Raw genomic sequence first — 15,913 nt, 5'->3', positions numbered from 1 at the left:
CTCACACCCTCTCCTTTAATCTCAAAGCAGGCCTTATCACCATAGCCTTAAGCTCGTCCAGCAACAGCTTAAATGCGTAGCTCATCTCAACTTTACTTATCTTTTCAGTCTCTCCACATACTGGACAGTACACTTGTCCCCTTCTCTTATCTTCTAACGCTAAGTGACCACAGGTCTCACAGACCCAGACCTCTGTCTTGTCGCTCTCCTCCAATAGACGCTCCACAAGGAGCATTGCAGCACCGTGCCCAATGAGAACGTCTCTTTCCATCTCACCGAATCTAAGACCACCTTCCCTTGCCCTACCTTCAGTTGGCTGCTTTGTAAGAACCTGCACTGGACCTCTTGAACGAGCGTGCATCTTATCGGCGACCATGTGGTGCAAACGCTGGTAGTAGATGACACCGATAAAGATGTCTGCCTCTAATCTCCTCCCAGTAATTCCATCATACATGATCTCCCTTCCGCTGTGCTTGAATCCGAGCTCCTCGAGCTCTTTTCTAAGCTTCTCTTCTGGCTCTCCAATGAATGCCGTTCCATCAATTCTCCTTCCCTTAAGAGATGCAACCTTTCCACCAATTGCTTCAATGAGCTGTCCGACAGTCATACGAGATGGAATACCGTGTGGGTTGACTATGAGATCAGGGACTATTCCGCTCTCTGTCCACGGCATGTCCTCTTGTGGAACGATTAAGCCTATAACACCCTTCTGTCCATGTCTGCTTGCGAACTTGTCTCCAAGCTCTGGAATCCTAAGGTCTCTAACGGTAACTTTAACGAGCTTGGTTCCATCTCCAGTCTCAGTAATTATGACTTTATCAACTACACCCTTCTCACTTGGCCTTACAGCTATGCTTGTCTCCCTCCTCTCCTGAAGGATTATTCCACCCAATCCGCTCTGCTCTTCAAGGAACCTCGGCGGTGAAGTTCTACCAACAAGAACATCCTTACCACTGACCTTTGACTCTGGGAAGATTATACCATCCTCATCCAAGTGTCTGTAGTACTTCTCTCCCCTGTATCCCCTAACAGTTGGGTCTGGAATTTCAAACTTATCCGTTTGACCGCCAAGGTACTTCTTCTCCTCAGCCTCATATGTTCTGAAGAATGTTGATCTCGCCAATCCCCTCTCAATTGATGCCTTATTGATCACGATGGCATCTTCCATGTTGTAACCCTGGTAGCTGAGGACAGCAACGACAAAGTTCTGACCAGCAGGTCTCTCCTCAAAACCGACAGCCTTCATTATTCTTGAGTTGACAAGTGGGATCTGTGGATAGTGCAAGAGGTGTCCTCTGGTGTCAACTCTGATTCTGAAGTTAGCCCATCCTAAACCCAGGCTCTGCTTAGCCATACCCGCTCCATAGGTGTTTCTTGGAGCTGCGTTGTGCTCTGGATAGGGAACGAGTGATGCAGGAATACCAAGGATTGCAGCGGGCATCAGCTCTAAGTGGGTGTGTTCTTTTGTGACTTCCCACGGCCAGGTTGCAACGTATGCATTTTCTTCTTCCTCCGCATCGAGATACTCGATGACACCCATTTTAATTAGATCGCTCCATGTAAGCGTTCCATTCTTTATTCCTTCAACGTGCTCCTTTGTAAGCTTTGGAACACCGTTCTCAACGACGATAAGAGGTCTTCTAACTCTACCGTCATCGCTGTTAATGTAAACTTCCCTGACGTCATCATAGTATGCAACGTTTATGACATCGCTAATCTTGCCAGCCCTTCTGTCGGCTTTAATCCTGTTTACCAAAGCTATGCCATCCTCAACCGTCCCAATCAGCACACCATTAAGATATACTCTCCAGACATGTGGGTTTGGTCTCCTCTCTTCAATTGAAACAATGCCGAGCTTCCTCAGGTACTTGAGAACCTCTTCCTCTGGAATAGCAGTTGTGATCTGAGCCATCAATGCTAAGTTCTTAACAAGACCACAATTTGGACCTTCTGGCGTTTCAGTTGGGCAGATTCTTCCCCAGTGGGTTCCGTGCAGATCTCTTGCCTCGAAGTGCGGCTGGTCTCTGCTCAGCGGTGAGGTGACCCTTCTCAGGTGTGAGAGAGTTGACATGTAGTTTGTTCTATCCAAAAGCTGGCTGACACCAGTTCTTCCACCAGGCCAGGCGCCTGTTGCTAAGGCGTGCTCAATCCTCTCCGTAAGAACGTCCGGTCTCACAGAATTTCTCACAAATCTCTGAACGTTTTCAAAAACGTATTTCTCTCCTTTCCGCTGATAGGTCTTGGTCAGCTGATACTGCATGTCCTTAACAAGCTGACCGAATGCAACTCTGAACAGGTCTCTAAGCAGATCTCCAGCCAAACGAAGCCTCTTGTTGGCATAGTGATCTTTGTCGTCTTCTCCTCTCAGACCAAGTGAAAGCTCAAGCACTTTGAGTGCCATCATGCCAAGATAATACGCTTTCTTAATTCTGTCCTCCGGTCTAACTCCCATGTGAGGCAAGAGGTTGTTGTCAATTATTGACTCTGCCCTCCTTAGCCGGTACTCTCTTGGCTGCCCTGGAAGGGCTTTCTTACCAATGTAATCCAAAGCCTCTTCTTGGGTCTGAATATCGCTTGCATCCTCAAGGTTGTCGAAAAGAACCTGCTGTATCCTTGGATCATCACTTATTGCATCAACGATTTCCTTATCACTCTCAAGACCAAGGGCCCTCATTACATAAACGAACTTGACAACACCAGGAACATTGGGTATAGAAACGTAAAGCAAGCCATCCTTTCTTCTCTCCACAGCAATCAGAGCTCTGTAGCCATGTCTATATGAAAAGCACTTTGCAACAACCTTATCTTGTCTTTCATCTTTCTCAACTAAGGTTCTGTTTGGAGCCAAGTCTTCAATAGATACAATAACTCTCTCTGACCCATTAATAATAAAGTAACCACCTGGATCTTTCGGATCCTCTCCAAGCTTTATTAATTCCTCTTCGCTCTTCCCGTAGAGCCTGCATGCCTTTGACTTAAGCATTATCGGGAGCTCTCCTATCCTGACCTCAACGGGTTCCTGCTCAATGCCGTTAACGACTGGGATCATTTCAAGATATATCGGAGCAGCATAAGTGAGGTTCCTTATCCTTGCGTCCATCGGATAAAGTGGCTTTCTTTGACCCTGTGCCTCCTGGAATTCCGGCTCCCCAAGTCTTATCTTTCCGAACTTAACTTCAAAGTTTGGGATATCTGGCTTTATGCCGCCAAATTCATTGATGACTTCTTGCATTCCGTGGTCTATAAATGCATTATAAGAGTCAAGATGCTGCCTGACAAGTCCTTTTTCATTCCAATAACTTTCCATAACGCTCCAAAGGTCATCCGGAGTAACCTCAACAACAGTTGGACCTCTCATGTTCTCACCTCAAAAATTCAATCCTCAACAACAATCCTGTAGTAATAGTAAACACCTGCAGTTGGACTTTTTCTCTTGATTTCAATTATATCTCCCGGCTTTGCTCCTAATGCCACAACAGCCGGATCTTTAGCCTTTATCTGGGGTAACTGGGAAATCTTTATCCTGTATTTTTTAAGCAGTTCCTCCTTTTCTTCTTCGCTTAATACTCTGTGTTCAGGAACTAATTCATGATCAAATATATTAAACTCCTTTTTCGCCGCCACCGAGAATTGCCCCCTTAGAATTTTTAGAAAGTATAATCTCTCACTACCTCCAGCTTTCGCTTTGGGTATATAAGCTTTTCGTGAGATAAATCGGAGATAGGGTTTATATTCCTTGCGTAAAGTTTAAGAAGGGTTCTTATAGCCGAAAACCCACATTGATGAACATGGATGGGCATTCTACAGGCTTAAATATCATCGGGCTCATTAAAACCGCAGAATGGAGCCCCGGGCGGGGTTTGAACCCGCGACCTGCCGCTTACCAAGCGGCCGCTCCACCAGGCTGAGCCACCGGGGCATTAAAACTGGTGGGGCCGCCGAGATTTGAACTCGGGTCGCCGGCTCCCAAAGCCGGCAGGATAGACCAAGCTACCCCACGGCCCCAAGCCAAAAGACTGGAGCCCCGGCCGGGATTTGAACCCGGGACCTGCGGATTACAAGTCCGCCGCTCTCCCAGGCTGAGCCACCGGGGCACCGAATGAAGAAAAGTTTCGGTAGATATATAAAGTTTTCGCTGAATTTAAGAGCACCGTAATCTTTATAAATCATCCTCGTATCTCTATCATTGGGCTGTGCCGCCGTAGCTTAGTTGGTAGAGCGCGCGGCTGTTAACCGCGTGGTCCCCCGTTCGAGTCGGGGCGGCGGCGCCAACAGTTTTATGGGCCCGTAGCTCAGCCTGGTCAGAGCGCGCGGCTCATAACCGCGTGGTCCGGGGTTCGAAGCCCCGCGGGCCCACCAGCAAACTTTTCTGGCAAAAGTCTGACCAAGATCTATAATGTCACTTTTAAAATTGTTCGCTTTTCAAGTATGGAGATTTTCTCTAATAGTTAGATAGGAGTTTACTCTTTAGTCAATCTTTGCTTGATAAGCCAGCTGATGAAAGTTTGATCATAAGCTGTTGACTGTTTTCAAAAGCGAACTCGCACTATTAGTAATCGCTGTTTAAACCTAAGAACATAAAAATAAGCAAAGGGAGAAGAACATCAAATGTCAATCTCTCCCTTCTCTTTAAGCTGCTTGTACATTCTCCAAGTTATGACAGGCCTCTTTGCTGCCAAAACATCGTCAACCCTTCTAACCGCTGTATTGTGCGGAGCGCTCTTAACTACTTCGGGATTGCTATAAGCTTCTTCGCTGATCTTCTTGAGAACTTCAACGTAATAGTCAAGGTCTTCCTTGGTTACCGTTTCAGTGGGCTCAATCATCAAAGCTTCATGCACAATCAGTGGGAAGTAAATTGTCGGCGCGTGTAAGCCGTGATCAAGCAATCTCTTGGCCACATCAAGGGCTTTGACTCCAGTCTCTTTCTTCATGGGCTCCGCGCTAAAGACTACTTCGTGCTTTCTAAGCTCCTTGTGAGGCAGTGCGTAGCCTCTTGTTCCCTTGAGCTTCTGCGTTAGATAGTTGGCATTTAGCACAGCGATCTCGCTTACAGCCTTAAGCCCGTTCTTGCCCATTATCTTGAGATACGTCAATGCCCTAACCAGAACGGCAAAGTTACCGTAAAACTCCTTCACCTTTCCAATGCTCTTCGGCAAGTCGTAGTTAAGGTAATAGCGGTTGTTCTCTTCGTCGTATTCAACAACCGGCACCGGGAGATAGTCCTTCAGGAAGTCTTTAACACCAACAGGTCCAGCCCCTGGTCCGCCGCCACCGTGAGGGGTTGAGAAGGTTTTGTGCAAATTGACGTGAATAACATCAAAGCCCATGTCTCCAGGTCTAACCTTTCCGAGAATGCCGTTTAAGTTTGCTCCATCATAGTAGAGCAGTCCTCCAGCTTTGTGAACTATCTTTGCGATCTCCAAGATATCCTCCTCAAAAATTCCCAGAGTGTTTGGATTTGTGAGCATCAATCCGGCTGTCCTCTCACTCACGGCATTCTCCAAAGCCTCTAAATCGACCATTCCCTGCTCGTTCGACGGAATTTCAATGACTTTAAAGCCAGCCATTGCCGCTGATGCCGGATTTGTTCCATGAGCTGAGTCCGGAACAATTATTTCGTTCCTCTGTGTCTCACCGCGGTCGAGATGGTAAGCTCTGATGATCATAACTCCGGTAAACTCACCGTTGGCTCCAGCGGCTGGCTGTAGCGTAAAGCGATCCATACCTGTGATTTCCTTAAGCCACTGTTCAAGCTCCCACATTATTTGCAAAGCACCTTGGACTGTTCTTTCATCCTGATATGGGTGTATAAATGCAACCTTTGGATGCCCAGCAATTTCCTCATTTATCTTAGGATTGTATTTCATTGTACAAGAGCCAAGAGGATACATTCCACTGTCAACACCATAGTTCATCTCGCTCAGTCTTGTGTAGTGTCTAACAACCTCAGGCTCACTCAACTCTGGCAGCTCAAGCTTCTTTCTCTTGAGCTTTTCAGGAATGTCAACTTCAACATCCTCAATTGGTTCTGGAAGTGAAAAGCCAATTCTTCCAGGCTTTGAGAGTTCAAATATTAAAGGTTCGTCCCATTTAGCTTGTCTGTACATTTTCATCACCTCACAGCTCGGCCTCGGCTATTATTTCTTTCAACGCAACTATAAGCTTCTCAATCCATTCCTTTCTTGTTGTTTCAGTCACTGCAAATAATGCACTCTCGCCAAGCTCTGGGAAGTGTGGCTTGACGTAATAACCGCCATGAATGTTCTTTTCTAATAAGCGCTCGTGAATCACATCATAAGGCACCTCAAATTGCACAAGAACATCTTTGAAGTTAATTCCATCAAAAGGCAACTCAGCAACTTCGCTTATTCTCTTCTTGAAGTATGCAGTGTTTTTGAGGATTATCTCTCCAAGCTTTCTCAGACCTTGAGGACCAAGTGAAGCTAAGTGTATCGCTGCTGCAACTGCCACAAGGGCTTCATTTGAACAGATGTTCGATGTTGCCTTTGCTCTCCTAATGTGCTGCTCTCTTGTCTGGAGTGTCATTACGAAGGCCCTCTTTCCATCGGCATCTTTTGTCATTCCTATGATCCTTCCTGGCATCTGCCTGATAAGCTTCCTATCATTCCTTGTCGCAAAAATTCCTGCCCTTGGGCCGCCGAAATTCATTGGGTTTCCAAAGAAAGCTGCCTCACCAATCACAACATCCGCACCCAATTCGCCGGGAGCTTCAACTATCCCAAGAATTGTTGGATCAACTCCAACGACAAATAGAGCTCTGCTGTCATGAGCAATTTCACCAACCTCAACGATGTTCTCTTCAATTAGTCCGAAAAAGTTTGGCATCTCAATATAAACTCCTGCGGCATTTTCAACATTCTCTTTGAGCTTCTCTAAGTCAATCTGCCCCTTCTCGTTCCAGTCCACATAAACTATCTCCATCCCAGCCCCAGCGACATATGTCTCAAGGACTTTCTTTCTCTCCGGGCTCATGTGTTTTGGAACTACGAACTTATTCTTTTTGGTAACCCTTGCCGCCATTAATGCTGCTTCACCTAAGGCAGTTCCCCAGTCGTACATCGAGGCATTTACAATCTCCAAACCTACAAGCTCTGCTATCAAGCTTTGGTACTCAAAGAGTGCCTGGAGCATTCCCTGACTGATCTCTGCCTGATAGGGTGTATAAGCTGTCAGAAATTCACTCCTCTCTATGAGGTACTTAACGTGTGCTGGAACATAGTGGAAATATGTCCCAGCCCCTAAAAACGATGGCATTTCCAGGACCGTCTTGTTCTTGTTGAGAACTTGATTCATCTCTAAAAACACTTCGTATTCGCTCTTCCCTTCTGGAAGATTGAACTCATGCATTACTTCTCTTGGAACATCCGAGAAAAGCTCATCAATACTGTCAAATCCAATCTCCTTAAGCATTTCCTCTTTATGTGCCAGATTAGGGAGATACTGCTTTCCCATTGGCATCACCTTTTTAAATGATCATCTAAATATTTCCCGTCTATAGAATATATGCTTTGTGATATGAGATAAACTTTTAATGGATGGAGCAACGGATACCTGACCAGGTGATAGAAAGTGATAGTTGCGTTTGACTTTGATGGCACCTTAGTTGACAGCTATTCGGTAATTGAAGAAGCATTTAAAAGAGCTTTAGAAAAACACTTTCGCTGGCTTCCATTTAAAGAATTCTGGGCTAAAGTCCTGACAAAAATTGAGGAATACCTTGAAAGACCTCGCTTTGGAAAACATGGTGGGAAAATAAAACAGCCGTTTATCTTCAAGTTTAAGTTTTTCAGAACGTGGTTTGAGGAGAGGGCAAAGCTAACAAAAGAACTTGACAACGCAAAGGAACTTTTGAAAAAGCTGAAGGAAGAAGGACACATAGTGATATCATTCTCAGCCGAAGACTTCATAGACGGCATGAAAGAATACCGCTTAAAAGTTAGCGGATTTTATGATCTTTTCGATGATGTTATAATCTTCGGAAGAGACATTACTCTCTGTGAAGCATTTTCACTGGTTAGGGAAAAATATGGAGATGAAATTTTTGTATGGGTGGACGACAAACCTTGGCGCTTTATAGGCAGAGGAGACGAGAACACAGAGTATGTGTGGTATTATTTTCCACCAACAGCAAAATACGTAAAGGAGGAAATCTTAGCTCAAATCCCCCATTTGCATGTAATTAGAGACTTATGGAGCTTATTTGATGTAATTGAAAGGATTAAGCAGGAAAGGAAGTTAAAATGATCAATCTCCACTTAGGTATTCAAGGGTATCTTCAATGAATTCATCCCAATCTTCGTCGCTTACTTCTTCCAGCTTAAGCTCAAACTCCTTTCCCAGCGACCATCTAACTGCTATTTTTCCTTTGTCACTATCCGCAATTATCAGGCCAAACGGGGCATCCCCCATCCAATGATGCTTGGAAAAAGTTATGTCAAATCCCCTTTTTCCCAGTTCTTCGAGGATTCTTTCATATGTTTCATAAGGACCAAAATTCGTCCTTGCAAACCCAATGTATGCCAAATTCCCCACCTGATACTAATTCAGAGTTCGAACTTAAAAATGTTTTGCTCACCTAACAAAATTCAATAGGTTTAAAAATCGAAGCAATCTATTGTCTACCATGAGACCCCAGCCTCTCCCAAATAAGGCATTGAAAATTGGAAACAACATCATTATCGCCGATTTACATTTAGGGTATGAAGAAAGCTTAGCCAGAGAAGGGGCATACTTGCCAAAAGCATTCCATGAAATGATAAGCTCCTTAAAAACCATGCTTCAAAAAGAGAAACCAAAAAGGCTAATTATAAACGGTGATTTAAAGCACTCCTTCATCCCATTTAGGAGGGAGAAGCTCGAATTAAAAGCGTTTTTTGAGGAAATTTCTCCGCTCGTAAACGAGATTGTTGTCGTCAAGGGCAATCATGATGTCGGAATAGTGTGGATTAAGGAATTGGGAGTTGAAGCTGTTGATGAGCTTGAAATCAGCGGATGGAAAATAGTTCATGGGCATAAGATTGTTGAGGGAAACAAGTTCATAATAGGACATGAACATCCCGCAATCAGGCTTAGGGATGAAGTTGGAGCATTGATTAAAGCTCCTATCTTCTTGCTGAGTGAGGAACTCATTGTTCTGCCCGCTTTTACGCCTTGGGCATATGGAAATGACATTCTAAGGGAGATTGTTTCCCCATTCCTTCTGAAGTTCAACATCGAGGATGCAGAAGTTGTTGTGCCAATTGAAGATGAACTCTTAAACTTCAGTACTATGAAGCAGCTTAGAGAAGTTCTCAGGAAAATTTAAGAGCTTAAAAGCAGAACTCAATTCGGTGATAGCATGGATGTGCTGAGCACAATAATCTTTTTTGCCTATGCACCTGCATTGGCGTTGTTATGGTACTTCTATCATGAGGATAAATTTGAACCGGAACCAAAGAGATACGTGATAGGGACATTCATACTCGGAGGCACACTTTCAGTTATAGTTGCTTTCATAATTGAGAGTATTTTGACTCCAGGAAAGGTAAATTTTGGCTACACTATCTTCCCAGCTACAGCATTCTATCTGGCTCTGACTGCAGGTATTGTAGAAGAACCTGCAAAAGCTCTTGCAATCAGATGGCCCTACAAAGCAGGTCAGATGGATGGTATAATGGACGGTGTTGTTTACGGTGTTGCTGCGGGATTGGGCTTTGCAGCTACCGAGAATTTATTATACGGTCTCGGTTATGGAGTTGGAACTACTATAACAAGGGCATTCTTAACGCCAATCGCTCACGCAACATGGAGTGCCATAGTTGGCGTTGGATATGGGCTTAAAGCAGAGGGCAAAATTCACAGCGTAACCAACTATTTTGCACTGGTAATTTTACTGCATTTCATCTGGGATTACTATGCGTTCCTTGCAATAGCGGTTCCATCATATTACATACTTGTTATAATGTTGCTCTTCCTGAACTTGGCGCTAATTAGATACTTTATAATGCTTGGACAGAAGGAAGACTTAGAAAAGCAGTGGTGGTACTGGTTTGTGGGAGGAAGGAGATATGGAGGGACTTGAAAAGAAAATTGAAAAAGCACTGTTTGAAGCAAGACCCTATGTGGAATACTATGATAGGCTGAAGGAAACTGTCAACAAACTAAAAGACAAGATTTCCGATGAAGAAGGATTCAGAAAACTTGTGGAAAAAGAAATCTCCAAGGCTCAGGAGCCTTTTAAGACAGACCTCAGGATATTCCTTCAGAAGTTTGAGATCCTTTAACTTTTACTTTTGTTCAGCAAAAACTTTATCAAACTCCACAGTTTAATATATTTTGGTGAGAATATGAAAAGAGGTCTTGCTGTTCTTATCTTAGTGAGCTTGTTGGTACTTGCTTTTGGTTGTATGTCAACAAAGCCTCCAACTAAGGAGAGTGTTGCTAAAGCGATTGAAGATGTTGATAGATATGAATTTCAGGGCGAGCTTAGAGATAGCGGGAGTAAGATGATAAACAATTTCACAAGTTACATTCGCGGAGGCTTTTATTACAGCAGAGAGGAAGCTTATTGGGAGATTGAGATACACGAAGAAAAAGCCGTTAGATACATAAATGAGACTATTTTAGGGGACTTACTGTACTACTCATACATCCTGAAGGCTGGGGGTAGGATTGTTGAGGATTCTCAAGTGACTGAAACTCTCCAAGAATACTTTGACTCCATCAAAGATAACACCAACATAACAAGTCCAGAGGACCTCAAATGGAAAATCCTCAAAGGAAGTGATCCAATGAAAAATCCTCTTTATTTTATAAAGGAGCTCTTAGAAAACAGCAACATAACAAAAATTGAGAAAACAAATAAGGGACATCTTATTGAATTTACATTTAAAATCCAAAAAAGATACAGCAACTTTGGGAATGTCCTCTACATAACAAATAAAGGGAATGGAAAAATGCTGATTAAGAACAATCTTCCCATAGAAGCGGAAATCAGTGCCATGAGAATAGCACAGACAAACGAAAACCACTCAACAATTAGAAAATACGACCTTAGAATCAGCTTTTTCTACGAGTATAAAAGGCCAGAATGGGTCAGGAGGGTGACAGAAAAATGAAGAAGATGTTAAGTCTTGTCTTCGTAATACTGCTCACCGTTAAAGTATCTGATTGCATTCAACAGACTCAACAGCCGACAAAAGTCTCAATTATAAACGCACTTAATAATGTCGATGATTACACCCATGAGCTTAGTGAAAAGGGGATAATTGGAAACAGGACTTACCGCATATACAGCTTTATTGGGATAGATAGAAGAACCCTCCAATTTTTTGAGTTCACCAAAATAGAGACTGAGGAGTACACTTTTAAGCTGTGGCAGTATTTTGATGGTTCATATGTTTATTTCAGAGTTGAAGATTCGGAGAAAAACATCACCCGGGGAGGAAAAGCCTCAATTGATGAGATTTACAAAAATATGAGCATATACTATAAGAATATGAGCAGAGAAGAGTTTATTGAAATGACTGTGAAGACTAAAGATGTGCTGAACAATTTGAAAAAAATGATTGAAAATGCGACCATAACCTCAATCGAAAATGATGGAGAGCTTTACAAAATCACGTTCACACTTACCAGACACTATGAGAAAGCCCCAACATTTCTGAACACAAATGCAGAAAATTCCGAAGCAATACAAGGTTACATAAATACACTGAGAAGAAACGTTACAGAGAACATAACGGGCATTGTGTGGGTTAATAACAAATCTCTACCTGTAAAATTCAAGGTGGAAAAGTCAATTATTGAGAAATATCGGGCGGCAAATGTTACAATGCATAGACATGTTGAATACAACGTAACCGTCACCTATAAATACCAGCTTCCGGAATGGGTTTATGAGGTTGAGAAAAAATGAAGAAAGTACTCGGGCTGCTTGTTGCAGTCATTTTGATCATGAGTTTTTCAGGATGCCTCCAAGGTTCAAAGCCACCAACCAAAGAAACAATTTTACAGGCAATTGACAGTGTTGATACCTACACATATGAGAAAAAGATGATAATGAGATACCCATCGCTGACAAGGGTGGTTTATATATACTCGGGGATAAACAGACAAGAAAAGCAGTTCTTTGAGCTGTTAGAGATAAATGCAACGTACTCCAATGGTCAATTTCAAAGAACAAAAATGCTGCAATATTTCGATGGATCAAAAAACTATGTAAAGATGGAAACCAACGAGAACGGAAAGGAAACCAATGGAGCATGGGCATTCACCATTAATGACATTTACAAGGCATATGAACAGTATTACCCGGATCTACCCAGAGATCAAGTACTCAATAAATTCATCGAGAGCAGAGATGAAATCCTCAATGTTAAGGATCTGCTTTCAAAGGCAAACATCACAGAGATAACAAAAAAAGGGGACAGGTATGAGATTAAATTTGTTCTATACAGGCAATACATTTCAACACCAAGCATATTGCAGTCATATCCCGGCAATGCAAGTGAAGTTCAGGAATATATGAACGTGATGAGGAAGCTCGTGAGGGAAAACATAGCTGGCGTTCTCTTAGTAGACAAGGACGGAAAGCCACTGCTGCTGAAAATGAAAAGCAATGCAAAGATAACATACCTATATTCCAATGAAACCATAGATGCAACAGGAGACTATACGATAAAATTCTCCTACGAATATAACCCTCCAAAATGGGCCGAAGATCTTAAAAGGATAAAGAAGTAAAGGCACAGGTACTTTTGTCCATAAGGAGGGCTAAGCCCTCTCAACCTCTCTTGTCGCAACTATCTTTGTATCCAAGCCGAGAGGATTTTCAAGAATTATCTGTCCAACTTTTATCGGTGCTTCAACTTCAATCTCTGCCAAAAGCTTCATGAGTTCTGGAATCTTTGTTTTCGGAATTGGCTTGGTGGTTTTGACAGAAACCGTTGGCATATTGCCGTTCTTGACTTTAATTACGCTCATAACTACACGTTTGGGATTTTTAATCTCCTCGATAGCCCATTCTTTCCCCCTTGGGCATGTGTAACCTTTGATTTCCTTAATCTCCCCGTTCTCTACCTTCACTTCAATATCACAGCTAAGCGGGCAGATGATGCACGTAAACTTATAGACGGTCATTGCTGAACCACCTCCATTGTAATCTTGTCTTTAGCTTTCGCTATCTCCTCTTTCCTGAGCCTAATTCTGAGCATCTCTGCGGGTCTCACAACAGGCAGCCTTATCTTTTTGTCAATCTCTGGAAAGTTAAGTACAACATTCTCCATTGGCTTTCTAACTCTTGCATAAATGTAAACATCTCTCTTGCCGCTTAAGTAATGAGGAACAGCTAAGCGGACGTTGTTGCCTTTTTCAAGTTTTATCCACTTTTCAGCTGGAATTCCCCTGTTTTCAATGAACAGCTTTGCTCCATAGGCAGCTAATTCACCTTGCTCAGCGACATAATCCACCAGGTCATTTATGAGCAGGGAATTTCCAGCGACAAATATTCCAGGAACTGTGGTTTCTAAGAGATCATTGACCACAGGACCTCCAGTGGTTGGGTCTATTTCAACACCTATCTCTGTTAAGAGCTTCACTTGTGGAATCAAACCAGCTGAAATCACAACAGTGTCACAATCAATCCAGAACTCAGTTCCTGGAATTTCCCTTAGGTTTTCATCAACTTTCATGATTTTAACCTTCTCAACCCTCTTCTTCCCTCTGACCTCAACAACTTTATGGCTCAAGTATAGTGGAATGTTGAAATCCCTCAGAATCATCACATTTCTCGCCAAACCCCCAGGATAGGGCATCAGCTCAATCACTGCCTTGACTTTTGCTCCTTCAAGTGCAAAGCGGCGAGCCATTATCAAGCCAACATCTCCAGAGCCAACTATCACAACTTCTTTTCCCGGCATGACACCGTAAATGTCCATGAGCGTCTGAGCTTCTCCAGCTGTGTAAATCCCGGCCACTCTATCCCCAACAATGCCAATCTCAAATGCATGCCTCTCTCTTGCTCCAGTGGCATAGATGATTGCCTTAGTCCACACCTCAAAAACACCCTTAGGAGATGTAAATACAACGACCTTTTCCAAGTCGGAATAGTTCTTAATCTCAAGAACTCTTGCCTTCACAAAGTAGTCAATCTTAAGATCTTTAACCCTCTGCACGAATCTGTGAGAGAACTCCGGTCCAGTAAGCTCTTCCCTGAAATAGTGAATCCCAAAGCCTGGATGAATGCACTGGGGCAAAATTCCGCCCAGATAATCGTTCTCATCGAGGAGAAGGACATTTAATCCATACTCTTTAGCTTTAACAGCAGCAGCTAAACCCGCTGGACCACCACCGATAACGACAACATCATACTGGAGCATGGTTGAATTCATTGTGCCTCACCCCTAAGGAGGACTTTAACATCCCCAATACCAATCTCACTGCCTTTGCCCTTGAGGGTAACCTTCCACGGAGGAATACCGTATTCTTTAGCAAGCAAATTGACTATCACCACCTTACAGAATGAGCCTTGACAAGTTCCTGTTGTGGCTTTTGTTCTGAACTTAACCGAATCAACACTTGGCGTTTTAACCCCAATGAACTTCATCCTATCAATTGCCTCTAAAACATCCCCTTCGCTAACTTTGTTACAGCGGCAGACAATTCTGCCATAAGCTGGGTTCTTCTTTACGAGTTCATTGATTTGATTAGGCTGAAGCATGAAGAAGTGAGTGATTTCTCTGCGATATGGATTCCACTTCTCCTTTTCCTTAAGCCTGATCCCCAGATCCCTCTCAATGATGTCCCTAACCTCGTATCCTATTGCTGGAGCTGAAGTTAAGCCAGGCGACCTGATTCCAGCAACATTTATGAAGCCTTGAACCTCTTCCTCAGCCTTAATTATAAAGTCTCCTCCAGTAGGTTCTGGTCTCAACCCAGCAAAAGTCCTGATGACCTTCCATCTCGGAGGTAAATTCGGCCAGATTTCCTGAGCTTTTTGCCAAACTTCCTCAAGACCCTCCCTCGTTGTGCTTGTGTCCTCCTTGTAGTCCTTAGGCAGGTCTTGAGCGTTTGGCCCAATCATTAGATGACCAGAAATTTCAGTTGTGACAACAACACCTTTGCTTATTGGAGTCGGTGTTGGAAAGAGAACATGATTTGGACCTGGAATTCCTTCATCAAAAATCCAGTATTCACCTTTTCTCGGGTGAATTTCGAAGTAATCAATTCCAGCCATCTTTGATATTTCATCGGCATAGAGACCAGCAGCATTTATTACAATATCAGCTTCAATGAAGCCATTGTTTGTCTCAACACCTCTAACTTCCCCATTCTCTACTTTTATCCTTCTAACTTCTGTCTCTAAGTGAACCTTTACCCCGTTAGCAACAGCATTCTCAACAATTGCAATTACAGCTGGTATTGGCCCTATCTGACCAACTATTGGAACATAAAGAGCGCCCAAGGCGTTTGGATTCACATTGGGTTCGAGATGAAACAGTTCCTCTCTATCAATTATCCTCATTTCTGGAACGCCATTTCTCTGTCCTCTCTCTAACAACCGCTCAAGCTCATCAAAGTCTTCATCTTTAAGGGCAACAATCAATGCCCCATTCCATATGTGGGGAATCTCAAGCTCCTTAACCCATTGGTGCCATAAGCGATTTCCCTTTATGCACAGCTTTGCCCTCATTGGGTATTTGTCTGGGTCATCGTCGTAACCTCCATGGATTAAAGCTGTATTCGCCTTGCTGACTCCCCAACCAACATCAGCTTCCTTCTCAATGAGATGAACTTCAAGGTTCTCATACTTGCTGAGAACTCTGGCAATGCTCGCACCAACAATCCCCGCACCGATAATAGCAACTTTTGTCTTCATGAATACCCCTCCATGGCTTTCAGTTAAAGATCT

15 protein-coding genes and 5 tRNA genes are annotated in these 15,913 nt (G+C 43.3%); 9 read left to right on the top strand and 11 right to left on the bottom strand.

All coding sequences use genetic code 11. From position 1 onward, the window contains the following. Position 1: 1 nt before the first annotated feature. The 5 genes from TERMP_RS01205 to TERMP_RS01185 all read right to left on the bottom strand — a co-directional run bounded on the left by TERMP_RS01205 (position 2) and on the right by TERMP_RS01185 (position 4,094). Positions 2–3,358 (bottom strand): DNA-directed RNA polymerase subunit B, encoded by a 3,357-nt coding sequence (locus TERMP_RS01205; RefSeq protein WP_013466516.1) that lies wholly within the window; start codon positions 3,356–3,358, stop codon positions 2–4. A gap of 17 nt (positions 3,359–3,375) precedes the next feature. Then, positions 3,376–3,624, bottom strand: a complete 249-nt coding sequence (locus tag TERMP_RS01200) for a DNA-directed RNA polymerase subunit H (RefSeq protein ID WP_013466515.1) — start codon at positions 3,622–3,624, stop codon at positions 3,376–3,378. A 218-nt stretch (positions 3,625–3,842) separates the two neighbouring features. Next, a tRNA-Thr gene (locus tag TERMP_RS01195) sits at positions 3,843–3,919 on the bottom strand. 8 nt (positions 3,920–3,927) lie between these two features. Continuing rightward, a tRNA-Pro gene (locus TERMP_RS01190) sits at positions 3,928–4,005 on the bottom strand. Between the two features lie 12 nt (positions 4,006–4,017). Next, positions 4,018–4,094, bottom strand: a tRNA-Thr gene (locus tag TERMP_RS01185). A gap of 101 nt (positions 4,095–4,195) precedes the next feature. Here TERMP_RS01185 and TERMP_RS01180 point away from each other — a divergent pair. Beyond that, positions 4,196–4,271: transfer RNA gene (locus tag TERMP_RS01180), tRNA-Asn, on the top strand. Between the two features lie 10 nt (positions 4,272–4,281). Beyond that, positions 4,282–4,359: transfer RNA gene (locus tag TERMP_RS01175), tRNA-Ile, on the top strand. Between the two features lie 245 nt (positions 4,360–4,604). On the opposite strand, the gene gcvPB is transcribed toward TERMP_RS01175, so the two are convergent. Together gcvPB and gcvPA are read right to left on the bottom strand one after the other, a co-directional pair. Next, entirely contained in the window at positions 4,605–6,110 is a 1,506-nt protein-coding gene (gene gcvPB, locus TERMP_RS01170) for an aminomethyl-transferring glycine dehydrogenase subunit GcvPB (protein ID WP_013466514.1), read from the bottom strand. Between the two features lie 10 nt (positions 6,111–6,120). Then, complete coding sequence (gcvPA, locus tag TERMP_RS01165) at positions 6,121–7,476, bottom strand: aminomethyl-transferring glycine dehydrogenase subunit GcvPA (protein ID WP_013466513.1); 1,356 nt, start codon at positions 7,474–7,476, stop codon at positions 6,121–6,123. 117 nt (positions 7,477–7,593) lie between these two features. On the opposite strand from gcvPA, the gene TERMP_RS01160 reads away from it, so the two are divergent. Next, positions 7,594–8,268, top strand: coding sequence for an HAD family hydrolase (locus TERMP_RS01160; RefSeq protein ID WP_013466512.1), 675 nt, complete (start codon positions 7,594–7,596; stop codon positions 8,266–8,268). Here the strand turns inward: TERMP_RS01160 and TERMP_RS01155 are convergent, their stop codons facing one another. Next, positions 8,269–8,547 carry a hypothetical protein gene (locus tag TERMP_RS01155; protein ID WP_013466511.1) on the bottom strand — a complete coding sequence of 93 codons (279 nt, stop codon included), beginning with the start codon at positions 8,545–8,547 and terminating at the stop codon, positions 8,269–8,271. 100 nt (positions 8,548–8,647) lie between these two features. On the opposite strand from TERMP_RS01155, the gene TERMP_RS01150 reads away from it, so the two are divergent. The 6 genes from TERMP_RS01150 (at position 8,648) to TERMP_RS01125 (ending at position 12,747) form a co-directional block, all read left to right on the top strand. Continuing rightward, positions 8,648–9,328 carry a metallophosphoesterase gene (locus TERMP_RS01150; protein WP_013466510.1) on the top strand — a complete coding sequence of 227 codons (681 nt, stop codon included), beginning with the start codon at positions 8,648–8,650 and terminating at the stop codon, positions 9,326–9,328. A gap of 33 nt (positions 9,329–9,361) precedes the next feature. After that, a complete protein-coding gene (locus tag TERMP_RS01145) occupies positions 9,362–10,084 on the top strand; it encodes a PrsW family intramembrane metalloprotease (RefSeq protein ID WP_013466509.1) in 723 nt (240 codons plus the stop codon). Beyond that, entirely contained in the window at positions 10,071–10,286 is a 216-nt protein-coding gene (locus TERMP_RS01140; RefSeq protein WP_048159704.1) for a hypothetical protein, read from the top strand. The genes TERMP_RS01145 and TERMP_RS01140 overlap by 14 nt, the downstream gene beginning before the upstream one ends. Before the next feature lie 63 nt (positions 10,287–10,349). Then, complete coding sequence (locus TERMP_RS01135; RefSeq protein ID WP_013466507.1) at positions 10,350–11,120, top strand: hypothetical protein; 771 nt, start codon at positions 10,350–10,352, stop codon at positions 11,118–11,120. Next, positions 11,117–11,920 carry a hypothetical protein gene (locus TERMP_RS01130; RefSeq protein ID WP_013466506.1) on the top strand — a complete coding sequence of 268 codons (804 nt, stop codon included), beginning with the start codon at positions 11,117–11,119 and terminating at the stop codon, positions 11,918–11,920. Before TERMP_RS01135 ends, TERMP_RS01130 begins: the two co-directional genes overlap by 4 nt. Next, positions 11,917–12,747 (top strand): hypothetical protein, encoded by an 831-nt coding sequence (locus TERMP_RS01125; protein WP_013466505.1) that lies wholly within the window; start codon positions 11,917–11,919, stop codon positions 12,745–12,747. Before TERMP_RS01130 ends, TERMP_RS01125 begins: the two co-directional genes overlap by 4 nt. A gap of 30 nt (positions 12,748–12,777) precedes the next feature. Here the strand turns inward: TERMP_RS01125 and TERMP_RS01120 are convergent, their stop codons facing one another. The 3 genes from TERMP_RS01120 to TERMP_RS01110 are packed head-to-tail and all read right to left on the bottom strand — an operon-like array spanning position 12,778 to position 15,880. Then, on the bottom strand, positions 12,778–13,143 hold the full coding sequence (locus TERMP_RS01120; RefSeq protein WP_013466504.1) for a DUF1667 domain-containing protein: 366 nt from the start codon (positions 13,141–13,143) through the stop codon (positions 12,778–12,780). Continuing rightward, the gene (locus tag TERMP_RS01115; RefSeq protein WP_013466503.1) at positions 13,140–14,393 is read right to left on the bottom strand and encodes an NAD(P)/FAD-dependent oxidoreductase; all 1,254 of its coding nucleotides are present in this window, start codon (positions 14,391–14,393) and stop codon (positions 13,140–13,142) included. The genes TERMP_RS01120 and TERMP_RS01115 overlap by 4 nt, the downstream gene beginning before the upstream one ends. Beyond that, complete coding sequence (locus TERMP_RS01110; protein ID WP_013466502.1) at positions 14,390–15,880, bottom strand: NAD(P)/FAD-dependent oxidoreductase; 1,491 nt, start codon at positions 15,878–15,880, stop codon at positions 14,390–14,392. The genes TERMP_RS01115 and TERMP_RS01110 overlap by 4 nt, the downstream gene beginning before the upstream one ends. Positions 15,881–15,913: the final 33 nt, after the last annotated feature.

This window comes from Thermococcus barophilus MP (assembly GCF_000151105.2).
Taxonomy (GTDB): domain Archaea; phylum Methanobacteriota_B; class Thermococci; order Thermococcales; family Thermococcaceae; genus Thermococcus_B; species Thermococcus_B barophilus.
This window is presented reverse-complemented; position numbering and strand designations above follow the sequence as displayed.

Excerpts from the sequence above, each read along its gene's own strand:
- TERMP_RS01205 (WP_013466516.1), bottom strand. The coding sequence starts at position 3,358 with ATGAGAGGTCCAACTGTTGTTGAGGTTACTCCGGATGACCTTTGGAGC.
- gcvPB (WP_013466514.1), bottom strand. The coding sequence starts at position 6,110 with ATGTACAGACAAGCTAAATGGGACGAACCTTTAATATTTGAACTCTCA.
- gcvPA (WP_013466513.1), bottom strand. The coding sequence starts at position 7,476 with ATGGGAAAGCAGTATCTCCCTAATCTGGCACATAAAGAGGAAATGCTT.
- TERMP_RS01150 (WP_013466510.1), top strand. The coding sequence starts at position 8,648 with ATGAGACCCCAGCCTCTCCCAAATAAGGCATTGAAAATTGGAAACAAC.
- TERMP_RS01145 (WP_013466509.1), top strand. The coding sequence starts at position 9,362 with ATGGATGTGCTGAGCACAATAATCTTTTTTGCCTATGCACCTGCATTG.
- TERMP_RS01140 (WP_048159704.1), top strand. The coding sequence starts at position 10,071 with ATGGAGGGACTTGAAAAGAAAATTGAAAAAGCACTGTTTGAAGCAAGA.
- TERMP_RS01135 (WP_013466507.1), top strand. The coding sequence starts at position 10,350 with ATGAAAAGAGGTCTTGCTGTTCTTATCTTAGTGAGCTTGTTGGTACTT.
- TERMP_RS01130 (WP_013466506.1), top strand. The coding sequence starts at position 11,117 with ATGAAGAAGATGTTAAGTCTTGTCTTCGTAATACTGCTCACCGTTAAA.
- TERMP_RS01125 (WP_013466505.1), top strand. The coding sequence starts at position 11,917 with ATGAAGAAAGTACTCGGGCTGCTTGTTGCAGTCATTTTGATCATGAGT.
- TERMP_RS01120 (WP_013466504.1), bottom strand. The coding sequence starts at position 13,143 with ATGACCGTCTATAAGTTTACGTGCATCATCTGCCCGCTTAGCTGTGAT.
- TERMP_RS01115 (WP_013466503.1), bottom strand. The coding sequence starts at position 14,393 with ATGAATTCAACCATGCTCCAGTATGATGTTGTCGTTATCGGTGGTGGT.
- TERMP_RS01110 (WP_013466502.1), bottom strand. The coding sequence starts at position 15,880 with ATGAAGACAAAAGTTGCTATTATCGGTGCGGGGATTGTTGGTGCGAGC.